Genomic DNA, 15,841 nt, shown 5'->3' on the forward strand with positions numbered 1-15,841 from the left:
AGTTAGACACTCTCTTTCTGAAACAATGCAGGGATTGTACGTAATAGAATTCCCAGATCTCGTTTCAACGAGTGATTTTGAGCGTAGTCGTTATCAAGAGCAATTCGTTCTTCTTCTGACATATTTCCTTTACCCCGTTTACTCACCTGCCACAATCCTGTAATTCCTGCAGGAGCGTTGAAACGTGTAGCAAATTGATCTGTTGTAAGCTTTTCTGCTTCATACAGAGGCAAAGGACGATTACCAACAATAGACATATCACCAGTCAGCACATTGTATAATTGAGGAAGTTCATCAATACTGGTGTTTCGAATAAACTTGCCTATTTTGGTAATTCTTGGATCGTCTTTGATTTTTAGAAAAGCCGGTTTTACCTGTTGTTTCTTCATTTCCTTATAGCTGTTCTCACACATCAGTGTTCCTTTCTCATCGATTAACAATGGAGAACAAGGATTTCCAATCCTATCGCATTCTGCACAACTGGTAGCTACAGATGTTGTATTGTTAACAGCATTGGCATACTGGTTCTGACCTTTGAGAGAATCCAGCAATTGGTCAGCATCTGTGCGCATCGAGCGAAATTTCCAGAACTTGAATATTTTATATCCTGTTCCTACTCTGTAAGAGTAATAGAATACTGGCCCCTTAGATCCTACCTTAATAAGAATAGCTATTACAGCAAATAAAGGCAGTAAACAAATCAATGCGAGTGAAGAAAAGAAAATATCAAAAAGGCGTTTATCCCACTTGATTTTGGAAACCTCCCGGATTGCTTCCAACTCCTGCTGTCGCTGTGCAGCAATTTCCTGCTGAGTAGCCAGTATTTTTTCTTTCTCCAGAAGATAATCTGACGGCACTGAATATGTTATTTCTTTCATAAAGAAAACGTATTATAGACTATCCTACTCTTCTTAAAATATTGGCTATCCGCACCTCTAATTCTTCAGGGTTAAAGGGCTTTATCATATAGTCATCTGCACCTGCTTTCAAACATTTTATTTTTTCCTTCGTTTCATCCTTTCCTGATAACATAATCAAAGGAATATTCTTATACTCATTAAGTGAGCGAATTTTACCAACAAACTCTAACCCGTCCATTAATGGCATTGAATAATCGGCAATAATTGCATCTGTCTTATTTCCTGCCTGTAGCCAATCCAATGCTTCACTTCCATTGTTTTTTGCAAAGACCTGAAAGTTCAGTCCCAGATAATGTTCCAAAATCAGTCGGATAGATGGTTCATCATCAACGACAAGAATTGTCTTTTTCATAAGCTTACACGTAGCTAATTGATTTAAAAGAATGACATGAGTTTCTTTAGCTCCAGACAAAGATAGAGTGGAAAAGAATGGGAACCTTTGCAAAATATGGCAGAATAAAAGCTATGTATTTTAATGGTGAAAAACTATAGGTTTCCGGTAGGTATTATTGCTTAAATAAAATACAATTAAAAAGTCAACTAGAAGAAAAACAACTGTTTAAGCATTTTAAAGCGAGTATTTATCGCAATTTCATGTAACTGATGATAAGAAAGCTACAACATAGACTATTTGTAATTTTCAGAATAAATATTCGTTGTTTTCCTTTGACAATCAATCAGTAAGATATCCCTAACAGAAAAATATACATTAGCCTACCTCACAGTAAAACCAACTTAAGTTTCAGAGTAAACTACAGTTATTTACCTATAAGACACAAAACAATCTGATATATCTAAGTATTATATCGTTTTTTCACACTGAAGAAAGGCTGAAAAAACATTTATAAATTCTAAACCTCTATATTTCATTACCTACTCCTCATTTAACTATTGCAACTATAAATATGCGATTATTCTTTATAAAACCTCTTTCTCTGTTTGATAGAGAGCAATAGCATGATTAAAAACCCCAATTCTATTACAAACGATAGTTAATAAATAGCAATGTCTTTTCTAACAGCAACCGTTCTACTATCTTTGAATACAACTAACTGTATGTCAAACACTTTTCACTTTAAACAAATAACCCCACCCGACAACTGTTGAGCACAGATCAACCATTACAAATCTTTGTCATTCAATAAATAGTAGCATTAAATTCGAGAGACAGCCTCTTTCAATACTATATAGAGTTGAATTTATCTCTTTAACAATGTATAAACTCACGTATTGTTGTGTTATTATCCCATATGCTGATGAAATCCATAGAGACTTATCTTAAACTGGATTTAAAATACGATACATACTGTGTTCAAAGTCAAGTTTGTTAACAGAATACAACAATGACAACAATACCAGACGATATACTGGAGCTTAAACGCTTACTGACACAAGAAAGAGAAGCTCGCAAAAAAGCAGAAGCGGAACTAGAGGAAAAAAGCTATTCTTTGTATGTATTGAATGAGCGTCTAAAAAATGTAAATAAACTACTGGAGGAACAGGTAGCAAAACGAACTCAGGATATGAAATCATTGGCCAGGATGCCACTGGAAAATCCTGAGCCTGTACTACGAATAGACTTTGAAGGTAAGATCATATTCTGCAATGAAGCAATAAATAAGATTGCATCAGATTTACAGGTTGGAGAAGAACGGTATGCATTTGACCAGTTCTGGGAATATATAGCTCTAAATGTATGTAAAACATACACCCAAAAAGAAATAGAGGCAGAAACAGGAAATCATTATTTCTCATTTACCTGTGTTCCCCTCAAAGAAGAAGGCTACATAAACATTTATGGCCGAAGTATAACCTCTCAGAAAAATATTGAACATACACTCAAGGCAACTGCCAGCCGCCTAACCACTATTATCTCTAGTATCCAGAGTGCTATATTGGTTGTAGATGAAACAGATAGTGTTTTGTTAGTCAACCAAATGTTCTGTGATTATTTTGATATTCCTCTCTCTCCTAATCAACTGATTGGCATGGATGCCTGGAAGATGAGAAAACTCATCCAGCGGCAATTTGATGACTTTAAGGTAATCCAGAACCAGGTCGGTAAGCTTGTTGAAGAACGACAGGTTATTCTGGATATAGAAATGGAAACTAAGGACGGTCGTGTGATTGAAAGAGATTACATACCTATTCTGGATAACAAAGAATATCTGGGTTCTTTATGGAAGTTCCAGGACATTACCATACGGAAAAAAAATCAGGCGTTACTGGAACAAAGCGAAGAAAAATACAGAAACATTATTGAAAACATGAATCTTGGCCTCATAGAGGTAGATCTACAGGAAAGAATCGCGTATGCCAACCAAAGTTTCTGTTTAATGACTGGCTACACTTCCAAAGAACTCATTGGAAAGAAAACAACAGAAATATTTTTCAGAGACAACAGATTGGGTGAGATAGGACAAAATCTGGAAAGGATTCAAAGCAGAAGACGCAAAGCCATTTCAGATGCGTATGAAATCTGTATCAAGAACAAAGAAGGAAACGATGTATGGCTATTAATTAGTGGAGCCCCATTATTTGATGACAATAAAAATTTCATCGGTACGATAGGTATACATCTGGATATTACAGACCAGAAGCAGATGGAAAAAGACTTACGTGATGCGATCAGTAAAGCACAGGCATCGGTAAAGGCCAAAGAAATTTTCCTAGCCAATATGAGTCATGAGATTCGTACGCCAATGAATGCGATTCTGGGTATGAGTCGGTTGTTACATAAAACACCACTGAATGAACAACAGATTTCCTTTCTGAAAGCAATCACTACATCGGCTGAAAACCTGCTGGTTATCATCAACGACATTCTCGACTTTTCCAAAATTGAAGCAGGAAAAATGCAGATGGAACAGGTGGACTTTACTGTTAAGGATATCCTGAAGCAGGTTTCTGACATTATAGTTTATAAAGCCGAAGAAAAAGGACTCCATATCAAAACCCATATTGATAACCGTATTAGTAAAGCATTAAAGGGTGATCCATATAGACTCAATCAGATATTACTTAATCTGGCAGGCAATGCTGTGAAGTTTACCCACCAGGGTTCTGTCAAGATAGAAACACGACTTTTGACAGAAACTGAAAACAGTCAATGCATAGAGTTTATTGTCAGTGACACAGGTATTGGTATTGAGAAAGAAAAACAGTCTGATATATTCAAAAGCTTTACACAGGAAGACAATAGTGTAACACGGAAATTTGGAGGTACAGGGTTGGGACTCAGCATTTGTAAACGTCTTATTGAGTTAATGGGGGGCAGTATCTCTGTCTTTAGTGAAAAGGGAAAAGGTACTACTATGGCCTTTACATTAACATTTGAGATTGGCAACAGTGAAACATTAGAACAGGAAGAAAAATTAGAAGAAGCAGAAAATATGTTACCAGATCGTCAGATTCTGCTTGTAGAAGATAATGAGTTCAATAGGATGCTGGCAATTACCGTATTGAGTAATCAGGGAGCTATCGTTACAGAAGCTGTCAATGGATTAGATGCTGTGCAGAAAGTCCAGAAAAAAGATTTTGATCTGATTCTGATGGATATACAAATGCCTGAGATGAATGGATTTGAAGCAACCTCTTATATCCGTAGTCATCTTAATAAACAGACTCCTATCATTGCTCTGACAGCCAATGCAATCAAAGGGGAAAAAGAAAGATGTCTGGAAGTCGGAATGAATGATTATCTGTCTAAGCCATTTGAAGAAAAGGATTTGATTCACAGATGTTCTGTATGGCTTTTCAAGCAACAATCTACCATGGAAATAAAAATTGCTGAGACATTGAAAACACAGGAAAAACTATACGATTTATCTCAGCTACAACTAATTAGCCGGGGGGATAAAAACTTTGTCTGCAAAATGATTCAGCTTTTTATAAATTCAAGTAGTGAAGCATTAAGCAAATTTAAAAGCTATCATAAAAATCGCGAATTTGATCGATTCTACTCATTGGCTCATCAACTCAAACCCAATATCGACAATATGGGTATTAGTTCTTTGAGGGATGAAATCAGAGAAATTGAACAAATCAGCCATAGGAACTATAATCTGGACCGACTGGATTATCTGATGACCCACTTCGAAGAAGTTATTGTACAAATAAATCAAGAATTACATCAGGAACTGGAACACTTAAAAGAGCCAGTGTCCTAATACAATTCAGATTCTAATTACACAATATAGTACTAACCATTCCGCAAAAACAACCTACCTCTTTTTACTATTGACAAAGAATTCAACTATTACAGGTATATACATGAACCCAGAGGTAGAATTACAAAAGAAGATTGTAGCACTTGAACAGCAACTGGAAAAAGCAAAACGGGAAAAGAAAGGGCTGGAAAAGGAGCTGGAGAGCAAAAATTACTTCTTAAAGCTCTTTCAGGAACAATTGAAAGAAGTAGATCGTCTTATGGAGGAAAAAGTAGATAAGAAAACACTACATTTACAGTCTTATGCTAACCTTGCTCTCGAAAAACCCGATCCGGTCTTTCGTATCTCATTTGTAGGAAAGCTTCTTTTTTGTAATGAAGCCATTACAAAAATTGGGCAGGAAATCACAATGTATACCCATAAACTTAACTTTGATACTTTTCTTCAGAAAATAGCAGAACTCGTAGAAGCCCAACAAACCAATGTTGAAATAGAAGTTAAGACACAAAATGCGTATTACTCATTTGTGTGTGTACCCATTTTTAAAGAGAGCTATATCAATGTGTATGGCAGAGACATTACTACCCGAAAGAAAGTAGAGCATGAATTGAATAATACTGCCAATCGCCTTACTACTCTGATAACCAATATCCGTAGTGGTATTCTGGTAGAAGATAATAACCGAAAGATAGTACTCACTAATCAGTTATTTTGTGATTATTTTAATATACCTATTCCTGCCAGCCAACTGGTAGGAGCAGATTGCAGTAATTCTGCTCAGCAGGCTAAATACCTATTCAAAGATCCGGAAGGTTTTGTTACACGTGTGGATCAGATTCTTCAAGACCAACAAGTAGTATTACATGAAGAAGTAGCCATGGCTGATGGAAGATTCCTTGAACGCGATTTTATACCCATTTTTGATGGTATAGAATATACAGGTCATTTATGGAAATATGAAGATATTACAGAACGTAAAAGGACTCAGTTCCTGTTGCAGCGTAGTGAGGAAAAATACCGTCAGATTATTGAAAATATGAACCTTGGGCTGATGGAAGTAGACATAAATACTATTGTTCAATACTCTAACCTAAGTTTTTGTCGAATGCTCGGTTATACTCAGGAAGAAGTAACTGGAAAACATGCTGGTCATATACTGGCCCCGGGACTTACGAAAGAGAAGGAAAATGAGATTAGGGCAAAAAGACTGACAGGAGTCTCAGATATCTACGAAATGGAGGTACATACAAAAGAAGGAGAGCCTTTGTGGTTACTCGGAAGTGGAGGCCCTTTGTATGATAGTCAGAAACAGGTTATTGGTACAACAGGCATTTTTCTGGATATCACCAGACAAAAAAGTATGGAAGCCGATCTGCGGGAAGCAATCAGTAAAGCAGAAGAATCTTCCAGAGCCAAAGAAATCTTCTTAGCTAATATGAGTCATGAGATTCGTACGCCAATGAATGCGATTCTGGGTATGAGTCGGTTGTTACATAAAACACCACTGAATGAACAACAGATTTCCTTTCTGAAAGCAATCACTACATCGGCTGAAAACCTGCTGGTTATCATCAACGACATTCTCGACTTTTCCAAAATTGAAGCAGGAAAAATGCAGGTGGAACAGGTCGGTTTTGAAATTCAGGAAACTCTCCGGCAAGTAGTAGAAGTATTATCCTATAAAGCTGAAGAAAAAGGATTATTGCTCAGAACCCACATCCACCCTAAAGTAGCGGCTGTATTACGTGGTGATCCTTATCGGTTGAATCAGATTTTCTTAAATCTGGTGGGAAATGCAGTGAAGTTTACCAATGAAGGACATATTGATATATATGCTGACGTAAAATTTGAAACACCTCAGATGCAGGTTATCGAATTTAAGGTAACAGATACCGGGATCGGAATTGATATGGAAAAGATGGCGCATATCTTTGATAGCTTTACCCAAGCAGATAATAGCATCACCCGGAAGTTTGGAGGTACAGGATTGGGGCTCAGTATCAGTAAACGTCTTATTGAACTAATGGGGGGCTCTATGGAAGTCATCAGTGAGAAAGATAAAGGAACTAATATGACTTTTACATTGGGTTTTGATATAGGTAACTCTTCAGATATAGTAAAAAATGATATTCCTCAAAACGACGAATATGTACTCAAAGGTAGTAAAATACTGCTTGTGGAAGACAATGAATTTAATCGTTTTCTAGCTACAACAATCCTAACCAACTATGGGGCTATAGTTACAGAGGCTATAAATGGTGCTGAAGCAGTACGCATATGTGCTTTACAAAACTTTGATCTGATCCTAATGGATATTCAGATGCCGGAAATGAATGGATATGAAGCAACAGAATATATACGTAAATCGCTTCAGAAAAGCTTACCTATTATTGCCCTGACATCAAATGCCATCAAAGGTGAAAAGGAAAAATGTTTAAGTCTGGGAATGAATGACTACATGTCAAAACCGTTTGAGGAAAAAACATTTATCCTTTGTTGCGCATCATGGTTGGGCAAAAAATATGAAAATCTAAAAAAAGAGAATTTTCTTAATATACCACAGGCTTCGTATCAAAAGCTCTATAATCTTTCTATTTTAAAAGAGTTTAGCAGAGGAGATCAAAGTTTTGTGCAAAAGATGGTTAATATCTTTCAGGATACATCTACAGAAGCACTTGTCCAACTTAGAGAATATCAGCAAGCCGAAAACTGGACAGCAATAGGGTCATTGGCACATAAGATGAAAGCCAGTATTGATAATATGGGTATTCAATCGCTTAAGAATGAGATCCGTGAGATAGAAACACTTGGCAAAGGAGATATTCAACAACTGGATATTAATCGGCTAAATGAGTTGATTAATTATGTAGAAGAGGTAATCAACCAGGTACTACACTCCTTAAAAGAAGAGGAATTAGTGTAGAGGGTATTATAAAAAATCTGCGACCAGCCTGTTAGTGTAGACTGGTCGCAGAAATTATTTAGGATTGGAACGGTTCATTGCCAGCCTTTCTTTTGCCGGATACTGTTCCATAATGCGATATACGGCATTTCGGATGGCGGCATCCATATTCTTTTCTTTGCGTTGAGCAGTTAACTGCCCGCTGGCCCACCCCTGCCATATCATCTGTCGGTTCTGGTTATCCCATACACCTATAATGATTCGGTTTTCTTCATAGGTACGTGACGAAATATTGTTGGGTTGTCCCCACCATCCCCACATAGGACTTGCCATATTGGACTGTATCTGCTGGCGGTCTTTAGAATCTGTTTGAAAACGCACCATTAGATCAGCATCGGCATCATTCCGGACATAGCCACGGGCATTCATTTCACTTTCTACAGCCTCAACAATACGACGTCGGTTCAATTCACTTCCCATAATGGGATCATTACCGATTACAGGCGGATTTTCTATGGTGTAGGTAGTATAACGCCTGAAATTTGCCTGCCGGTCATAATCAGAACGAACAGAAAGTGAAGCACAACTGCTTACACTGATAAGCAAAACAATCCACAAGCAATTTACTGCAGTTTTCATCTTACGGTAGCATTTAATGTGAAACCAAATTCATTCCACACATTGGAATGCGTAAATGTGCTACATCTGAGTAGTTAATGGTAAGTTTTAACAGAAAGTAAGAGTAGAACTTGCTATAGGACCTTATATTAGAGCTATTTTCTGTATGACAATAGTATATTGGGAAACTACTATTCAAACGTCTAAAAAATCCAATTCGTATATGAAAGATAGATCCACAGAAAATAAAAAAAGCCTTGTCAGATAAATTGACAAGGCCTTCATAACTAGTTATTTTTCAACTAAAAAGGAACCGCACGTTTCTGTTCACGTAGTATATTTTGCTGTGCCAGACTTTCTACAACAGTTGCCTGCAACATAATCACTTGGGTAGAGTTATTCAGATCATTTGTAGTTATAGTTACCCGTTCATTTTGTTGATTCAGTGTACGAGGCGAATAACGCAATTCCAAAGTTCCCTTCTCTCCAGATTTTACTCCTGAAGCAGGTCCTTTAAACGTTACACAACCACATGTGCTGGCTACATTCTTAATGTATAGATCTGTTTTGCCTGTATTAGTAAAAGTGAAAGACTTAACTACAGTTTGTGCTTTTTCAATTTTCCCAAAATTATGTCCTTCTGTCTCTAGTTTCATAGATGGTGAATTAGCCAGTTCTTCAGGGCTTGCTTTTGGCTTAGGAACTACTGTTCCTTTGATAGTTAACACCAATGAGGCATTACTGGCATTACTAGTCACAGTGATCGTTTTGGTGAAAGCACCTGGCCGGCCATTACTATTATAGGAAGCTGATATCTTTCCTTTCTTCCCAGGCAACACAGGTTCATGTGTCCAGAATGGAGTGGTACAACCACAGGAAGCAGTTACATTGGAAATTATAATAGGTGCATTTCCATCATTAGTAAACTCAAAATCATGAGTAGCCACTTTGCCTTCTGTTACAGTGCTGAAATCATGTACATCTTTCGCAAACTTTATAATGCCTTGGGCCTGGGTTTTTAGCAGAACAGAAACAAAGAGAATAAATAAAGTTAAATATTTTACCTTCATAATCCTATACGATTAAATATTTGGATAATTCTGTTAAATCATTTACAAATATATGGCTTTTATATTAGGAAACGGATCTACGTAAGTAATGTTATTGTTTTATGGATTCCAGTGTTTTTTGACTGGTGTTAGTTTTTGGTTATTTTTGAAGCATAAGTGCAGGTTTTATGCTTGTTCAAAATACGATTCTATTTGGATTTATCCAGATTTTCTGTTGATATACAAACTCTTACCTGCTGATTACTATAATTCTGGCAATAGGCCTCTTTATAGAGTCTATTGCAGAAAGAAAGGCCGCAAAGTGAGAAAATCAGTCCAAAGGAGCAACATTACTATTATTAATCAACAAAATTAAAACCGGATTGTAAAGTGATCACTAAAGAATTATCATCTGTGTCAGGACTAACAAAAGAAGACATTCTACGCGACTATCGTCTTGCGTGTGAAAGTCGTCAGGCCAGTTTACTTGGTAGAAAAGAAGTATTCGCAGGCAAAGCCAAGTTCGGCATCTTTGGCGATGGCAAAGAAATTGCGCAATTAACTATGGCGCGTGCTTTTCAAAAAGGAGACTGGAGGTCAGGTTATTACCGCGATCAGACCTTTATGATAGCAATTGGTGAACTTACCTGGCATGAATACTTTGCGCAGTTATATGCTCATACAGATATAGAAGCGGAACCTTCGTCGGCTGGCAGGATGATGAATGGCCACTTTGCAACCCGATCTCTCAATGCAGATGGTAGCTGGAAAAATTTACTTGAAATACGAAACTCAAGTTCTGATATATCTCCTACAGGAGCACAAATGCCACGCCTTCTGGGACTAGCTTATGCATCTAAACTTTATAGGCAAAACCCGGACTTGCAACATTTGACAAACTTCTCTATTCAAGGGAATGAAGTAGCATTTGGTACAATTGGCAATGGCGCTACAGCAGAAGGGGTATTTTGGGAAACGATGAATGCAGCAGGGGTGCTACAGGTTCCTATGCTGGTATCTGTTTGGGATGATGGATATGGTATTTCTGTACCTAACTCATATCAGATTACGAAAGAAGAGATTAGCAAGCTAATGTCAGGCTTTCAACGTACAGAAACAGAACCAGGCTTGGAAATCATCCGGGTAAATGGCTGGGATTATCCGGCATTGCTGGATGCTTATCTGTCAGCTGCCGAACTTTCCCGTAAAGAACATGTACCCGTTCTGCTACACGTAGCTGAGATGACTCAGCCTCAAGGGCACTCTACTTCAGGCTCACACGAACGCTATAAGACAAAAGAACGACTTGCCTGGGAAACAGAATATGACTGTATTCGTAAAATGAGAGAATGGATTGTTTCCAATGACATTGCATCTGAATATGAACTACAGGAAATAGAAAATCAGGCAAAAGAATATTTGAAACAAGTCAGAAGTGAGACATGGGAAGCGTTTGTAGCCTCTATGAAACCAGATTATGAAGAAGCGCTTGGTTTGTTAGAAAAGGCAGCACATGAAAGTAGACGTGCAGCAGAAATACTGGCATTACGTGAATCACTTGCCAAAACGCTTAATCCCATTCGTAGTGATGCAACAGCCACGATTAAGAAAGCACTACGATTGCTCAAAGATGATTTTATTCCTTCCCGTACTCAGTTAATAGCCTGGCTGCAACGTACAGAACAGGAGAATGCAGAACGTTACAACTCTCATCTGTATAGTCATTCAGATGAAGCAGCGATCAAAATTGCAGAAGTAAAGCCCATATATACAGAAACTAGTCCGCTCATGGATGGATGGCAGATTATACGGGCATGTTTTGATGCTATTCTAACACGTGATGTACGCGTATTTGCCATCGGAGAAGATGTAGGGATGATAGGAGATGTAAATCAGGGATTTTCTGGCCTGCAGAAAAAACATGGTGAACTCAGAGTAACAGATACAGGCATTCGTGAAACAACTATTATCGGACAGGGTATTGGGGCTGCACTACGTGGGCTTCGTCCAATCACTGAGATTCAGTATGTTGATTATATTCCATTCGCCATTCAGACCCTTTCAGATGACCTGGCATCTTTGCATTACCGGACTAAGGGCGGACAAAAAGCGCCTGTAATCATTCGTACCCGTGGTCATAGATTGGAAGGAGTATTTCACTCCGGCTCCCCAATGAGCCTTATTCTAAGCAGCTTGCGTGGATTGAATGTAATTGTACCCCGTAACTTCACTCAGGCATCCGGATTTTACAATACCATACTCAAATCCGACGAGCCAGCATTGGTTGTAGAACCATTGAATGCGTATCGTCTGAAAGAACGGATGCCTGAAAATATTGATGAGATTTGTGTGCCTGTTGGCGTACCAGAAATTCTTCGTAAAGGATCAGATATCACCATTGTTACCTATGGAGCTATGTGTCGGATTGTATTAGAAGCTGCCCGTCAGCTTTTTGATACAGTAGGTATTGATGTAGAGGTAATTGATGTGCAAACGCTACTGCCATTTGACATCCATAAGATTATTCTCCAATCGGTTCAGAAAACAAACCGGGTTATATTTGCAGACGAAGATGTACCCGGAGGAGCTTCTGCCTTTATGATGGATCAGGTACTGGTAGGCCAGAATGCATATCGGTGGCTTGATTCAGCCCCTAAAACTATAGCGGCTCAACCTCACCGCCCAGCTTATACTACTGATGGAGACTATTTCTCCAAGCCGAATATTGAAATGGTATTTGATATGGCCTATGAGATAATGCATGATGTAGATCCTAAACGTTTTCCTGCTCTATATAAATAAATAGGATACCTTAGATACAAAAAAAGGTCAGTTAAAACTGACCTTTTTTTGTATCTAAGGTATCAATACTAACGTGGTTTCAATATTTGCACCTCGTCACTCTCTACTTCATTACTAAAATGACCAGCTTCATCTTTAATTTTGACTTTAAACTTTACAATATCATTAAACAAAAATTTCATAGAGTCTTCTGGAGTTAATGGAAACTCTTCAACTTGAGTAATGGCAGGAATTATCCATGTTATTGTACCTTCTATAGGTCCTTTACGTCCATCCGGTTTCAAAACAGGTATAGTCCCTCGTGTAAAGTCATTCTTGCTAGCTGAATCAATTATAACTGTCACAAATTCTCCTCTGAATTTTTTATAGGGTGTAAAAAAAAAGTTCCACTTTGAAGTGTCTGCCTTTGTATCACTACCTATATCGCCATCCCCATCCTGAAACTTTAGAGAAATCCGAAGGGTATCTATACGTGCAGTAGGATTCTGTCTTATATCAATCTTATCAAAGGTAATTTTTGGAGTATCACTAAACTTTGGAATGATCTCATCACAGGCACTAAAAAATAAAACGGCCAGAGTTAATACAAATGCTGTAGTTAAACTATTTTTACTCATATTTTTGTTAGGTTGAAGAAAGCCCTTTTCAGTAGTGAATCAACAATTTATTTTATCATTTAAAAAATCTCTTTTCGAGTCTTTTCATTTTGAAGAGAATGCACTTGAGCTATTTCGTTTCCAGGCTTCTGCTAATCAAATTTATCGAAAGTATTTAGAATTTCTTAAGATTGATCCGGCAAAAATTTCTTCACTGAATGAGATTCCCTTTTTGCCCATTGAATTTTTCAAATCTCATACCATTACTTCTGTACAAAACCAACCAGCGGCTCTATTTGAAAGTAGTGGAACAACCGGTCAGACTCGTAGTCGTCACTATGTATATGACACTTCTTTTTATGAAAAGGTTGCACAACATATCTTTGAACAACTCTATGGCTCTCTGGCTGAATTTCATGTGCTGGCGTTACTTCCATCTTACTTAGAACGAACAGGTTCTTCTTTAGTATATATGGTTGAGCATTTTATTCGGGAAAGCCATTCTTCGGAATCAGGATTTTTTCTACATGACCAATCTGAGTTGGTTTCAAAGATTGATACACTTGTCCAACAGAACAAAAAAGTCTTACTCATTGGTGTTACCTTTGCCTTACTAGATCTTGCTGAACACTATGGTGGCAGAGACTGGAGCCAGGTAATTGTAATGGAGACTGGAGGAATGAAAGGACGACGTGAGGAACTTCTGCGGGAAGAAGTGCATGAAATTCTGAAACAGGCATTTCTATTACCTAAAGTTCATTCTGAATATGGAATGACAGAACTCCTTTCCCAGGCTTATTCTTTTGGAAATGGTGTGTTTCAGATGCCTCCCACCATGCGTATCCTGATACGGGATGTAAATGACCCCTTCTCTATAAATACCAATCAACGAAGTGGAGGCATCAATATCATAGATTTAGCCAATGTAGATTCTTGTGCATTCATTGAAACAAAAGATATTGGGATTGTACATCCTGACAATACATTCCAGGTATTAGGACGTTTTGACAATTCTGATATCAGAGGTTGTAATCTGCTTGTCTTATAAAGAGCAATATTGCTCTTTATAAGACAAGAAGGTTAAAGCGTACTCTCACCTATAATACGCAATCCATCAAGAGTCAGGTTCATGTTCACTTCCGTAAAGTGTGAATGAAGAGGTTGAATAATTGACGACAGACCACCTGTAGCTACTACTATACACTCTCCATTTAATTCTTTTCTGATCTGATTTAATAAAGCCTCTACTAGCCCTACATACCCCAGCAGAATACCTGCCTGTATGGCATGGACTGTATTCTTTCCTAATGCAGAAGAAGGTAAAAACAGTGGAATTTCAGGCAGTTGAGCCGTATTAGCAGAAAGTGCTTTCATGGCGGTCTTTAAACCGGGAGCAATTGCCACACCTAACAACTCACTTTTGGCAGAAACTGTAGTAAAAGTCAATGCGGTTCCAAAATCAACAACAATACAATTTTGCTGGTATTTTGTATAGGCAGCTACCGCATTGGCAAACAAATCACTTCCTAGCTCATGAGGACGATCTATCTGTACTTTTAATGTAGGAAAAGTATCTATCGTTACTACAATAGGTTTGAATCCAAACAATGCTTGAAGCAATTCGCGAAACAATCCTGTCAATGACGGTACTACACTACTTATCACCACCCGGTCAAAGTCGCTGAACCGAAAACCAGCTTCCAGAAAATAATTTAGCAAACGGGTTTGATAATACAATGCATTTTCTTCAGGAAGTGAGCGGATTCGCCATATTTGTTTCCATTGTTGTAGGCCCCAGACGCCTATTACTACATCGGAATTGCCAATATCAACGGCTAATAACATGAATTATAGTTGAATTAGATTACTACGACTAAAACATCCCTATAAGAGACCACAAACCTAAGAATAAGAATAAAAATAAAAATTTGTGATATAGCTCCTATTGGGTAATAATTAGCCAAAATAACATCTTTTCAGATATAAATCTGCTTACTAAACGTTAATGAAGAAATACATATACTTTTTCACTCAATTATTTAACCAAACTTATAATACTTCGATTCTAAGTCATGGCTATTACAACTAACTATATTCTCTGAGTTATTTTCAGAAGAAGTCAAATGAATAACTCGAGAGTCAGAATCTTCCTCCAATCTCATTACTTCTTCTATAGGTTTTTCAACTGAAATATGCACGGATGTAAATACAGCAATACCCGCTCGCTCTAACTCACGTTGAACAAGTCTATTAACCAGCTTATTTTCAACTTGTTCTATTTCCTGCAACTGTAGAATCAGTTGCTTAGTCTGCTGGATATTCACTTGAATCTCAGCTTGTTTGGTTTCTTTGAGAAGTAGTTTAACAACATTGTCCTTCCTCTGGCGTTTATAGACTACACTCAGACGCCAACGATTGGCATACCAACGTCCCTGCGTTTTATCTATTTCTTTTTGTAACTGTTTCAGTTTACGTTTTTTGTATTTTTCGGGTTGATCTGATGTCTGAAACTGAGCTTTTATTTCCTTTAATTCAGCCAGATACATATCCAGAAACTGTTGACGGGCCTGGTATTTAACTTCGTCAATAGCAATTTTGGCGATACGCTTCTTCATTAGGTAGATTTCCTTATCCAGACGAATATCAGAATCAATCAGGTCATAGTAAAGATGACGATGCTTTTCAATGGTTTCTGAAATAGTTTTCATAATAGCTTGACTAGGTTTCTATATCGTAAAAATACAAAAATCGCAAGCTACCACCAAAAATATCAAAACAACGCTCA

At 37.6% G+C, this 15,841-nt stretch carries 11 protein-coding genes; 4 read left to right on the forward strand and 7 right to left on the reverse strand.

Annotated elements, in window-relative coordinates; genetic code table 11:
- Nucleotides 1-2 precede the first annotated feature (2 nt).
- Together QNI15_RS08340 and QNI15_RS08345 are read right to left on the reverse strand one after the other, a co-directional pair.
- Entirely contained in the window at nt 3-878 is an 876-nt protein-coding gene (locus QNI15_RS08340) for a sugar transferase (protein WP_314031359.1), read from the reverse strand.
- A 19-nt stretch (nt 879-897) separates the two neighbouring features.
- Nucleotides 898-1,272 (reverse strand): response regulator transcription factor, encoded by a 375-nt coding sequence (locus tag QNI15_RS08345; RefSeq protein ID WP_314031360.1) that lies wholly within the window; start codon nt 1,270-1,272, stop codon nt 898-900.
- A gap of 991 nt (nt 1,273-2,263) precedes the next feature.
- On the opposite strand from QNI15_RS08345, the gene QNI15_RS08350 reads away from it, so the two are divergent.
- Nucleotides 2,264-5,089: a PAS domain S-box protein gene (locus QNI15_RS08350; protein WP_314031361.1), complete on the forward strand. Its 2,826-nt coding sequence runs from the start codon at nt 2,264-2,266 to the stop codon at nt 5,087-5,089.
- A gap of 70 nt (nt 5,090-5,159) precedes the next feature.
- Nucleotides 5,160-8,012 carry a hybrid sensor histidine kinase/response regulator gene (locus QNI15_RS08355; protein WP_314031363.1) on the forward strand — a complete coding sequence of 951 codons (2,853 nt, stop codon included), beginning with the start codon at nt 5,160-5,162 and terminating at the stop codon, nt 8,010-8,012.
- A gap of 54 nt (nt 8,013-8,066) precedes the next feature.
- On the opposite strand, the gene QNI15_RS08360 is transcribed toward QNI15_RS08355, so the two are convergent.
- Nucleotides 8,067-8,630, reverse strand: coding sequence for a DUF4136 domain-containing protein (locus QNI15_RS08360; protein WP_314031364.1), 564 nt, complete (start codon nt 8,628-8,630; stop codon nt 8,067-8,069).
- 281 nt (nt 8,631-8,911) lie between these two features.
- Nucleotides 8,912-9,679, reverse strand: a complete 768-nt coding sequence (locus QNI15_RS08365; RefSeq protein WP_314031365.1) for a DUF1573 domain-containing protein — start codon at nt 9,677-9,679, stop codon at nt 8,912-8,914.
- A 369-nt stretch (nt 9,680-10,048) separates the two neighbouring features.
- On the opposite strand from QNI15_RS08365, the gene QNI15_RS08370 reads away from it, so the two are divergent.
- The gene (locus tag QNI15_RS08370) at nt 10,049-12,460 is read left to right on the forward strand and encodes an alpha-ketoacid dehydrogenase subunit alpha/beta (protein WP_314031366.1); all 2,412 of its coding nucleotides are present in this window, start codon (nt 10,049-10,051) and stop codon (nt 12,458-12,460) included.
- Between the two features lie 68 nt (nt 12,461-12,528).
- Here QNI15_RS08370 and QNI15_RS08375 read toward each other — a convergent pair whose 3' ends face one another.
- Nucleotides 12,529-13,077, reverse strand: coding sequence for a hypothetical protein (locus tag QNI15_RS08375; RefSeq protein WP_314031368.1), 549 nt, complete (start codon nt 13,075-13,077; stop codon nt 12,529-12,531).
- 34 nt (nt 13,078-13,111) lie between these two features.
- Between QNI15_RS08375 and QNI15_RS08380 the strand changes: the two genes are divergently transcribed.
- Complete coding sequence (locus QNI15_RS08380; protein WP_313996658.1) at nt 13,112-14,104, forward strand: LuxE/PaaK family acyltransferase; 993 nt, start codon at nt 13,112-13,114, stop codon at nt 14,102-14,104.
- A gap of 32 nt (nt 14,105-14,136) precedes the next feature.
- On the opposite strand, the gene QNI15_RS08385 is transcribed toward QNI15_RS08380, so the two are convergent.
- Nucleotides 14,137-14,901 (reverse strand): type III pantothenate kinase, encoded by a 765-nt coding sequence (locus QNI15_RS08385; RefSeq protein WP_314031369.1) that lies wholly within the window; start codon nt 14,899-14,901, stop codon nt 14,137-14,139.
- A gap of 194 nt (nt 14,902-15,095) precedes the next feature.
- A complete protein-coding gene (locus tag QNI15_RS08390; protein ID WP_314031370.1) occupies nt 15,096-15,764 on the reverse strand; it encodes a hypothetical protein in 669 nt (222 codons plus the stop codon).
- Nucleotides 15,765-15,841 lie beyond the last annotated feature (77 nt).

The organism is Xanthocytophaga flava (assembly GCF_030068545.1).
In the GTDB taxonomy this organism is placed as follows: domain Bacteria; phylum Bacteroidota; class Bacteroidia; order Cytophagales; family 172606-1; genus Xanthocytophaga; species Xanthocytophaga flava.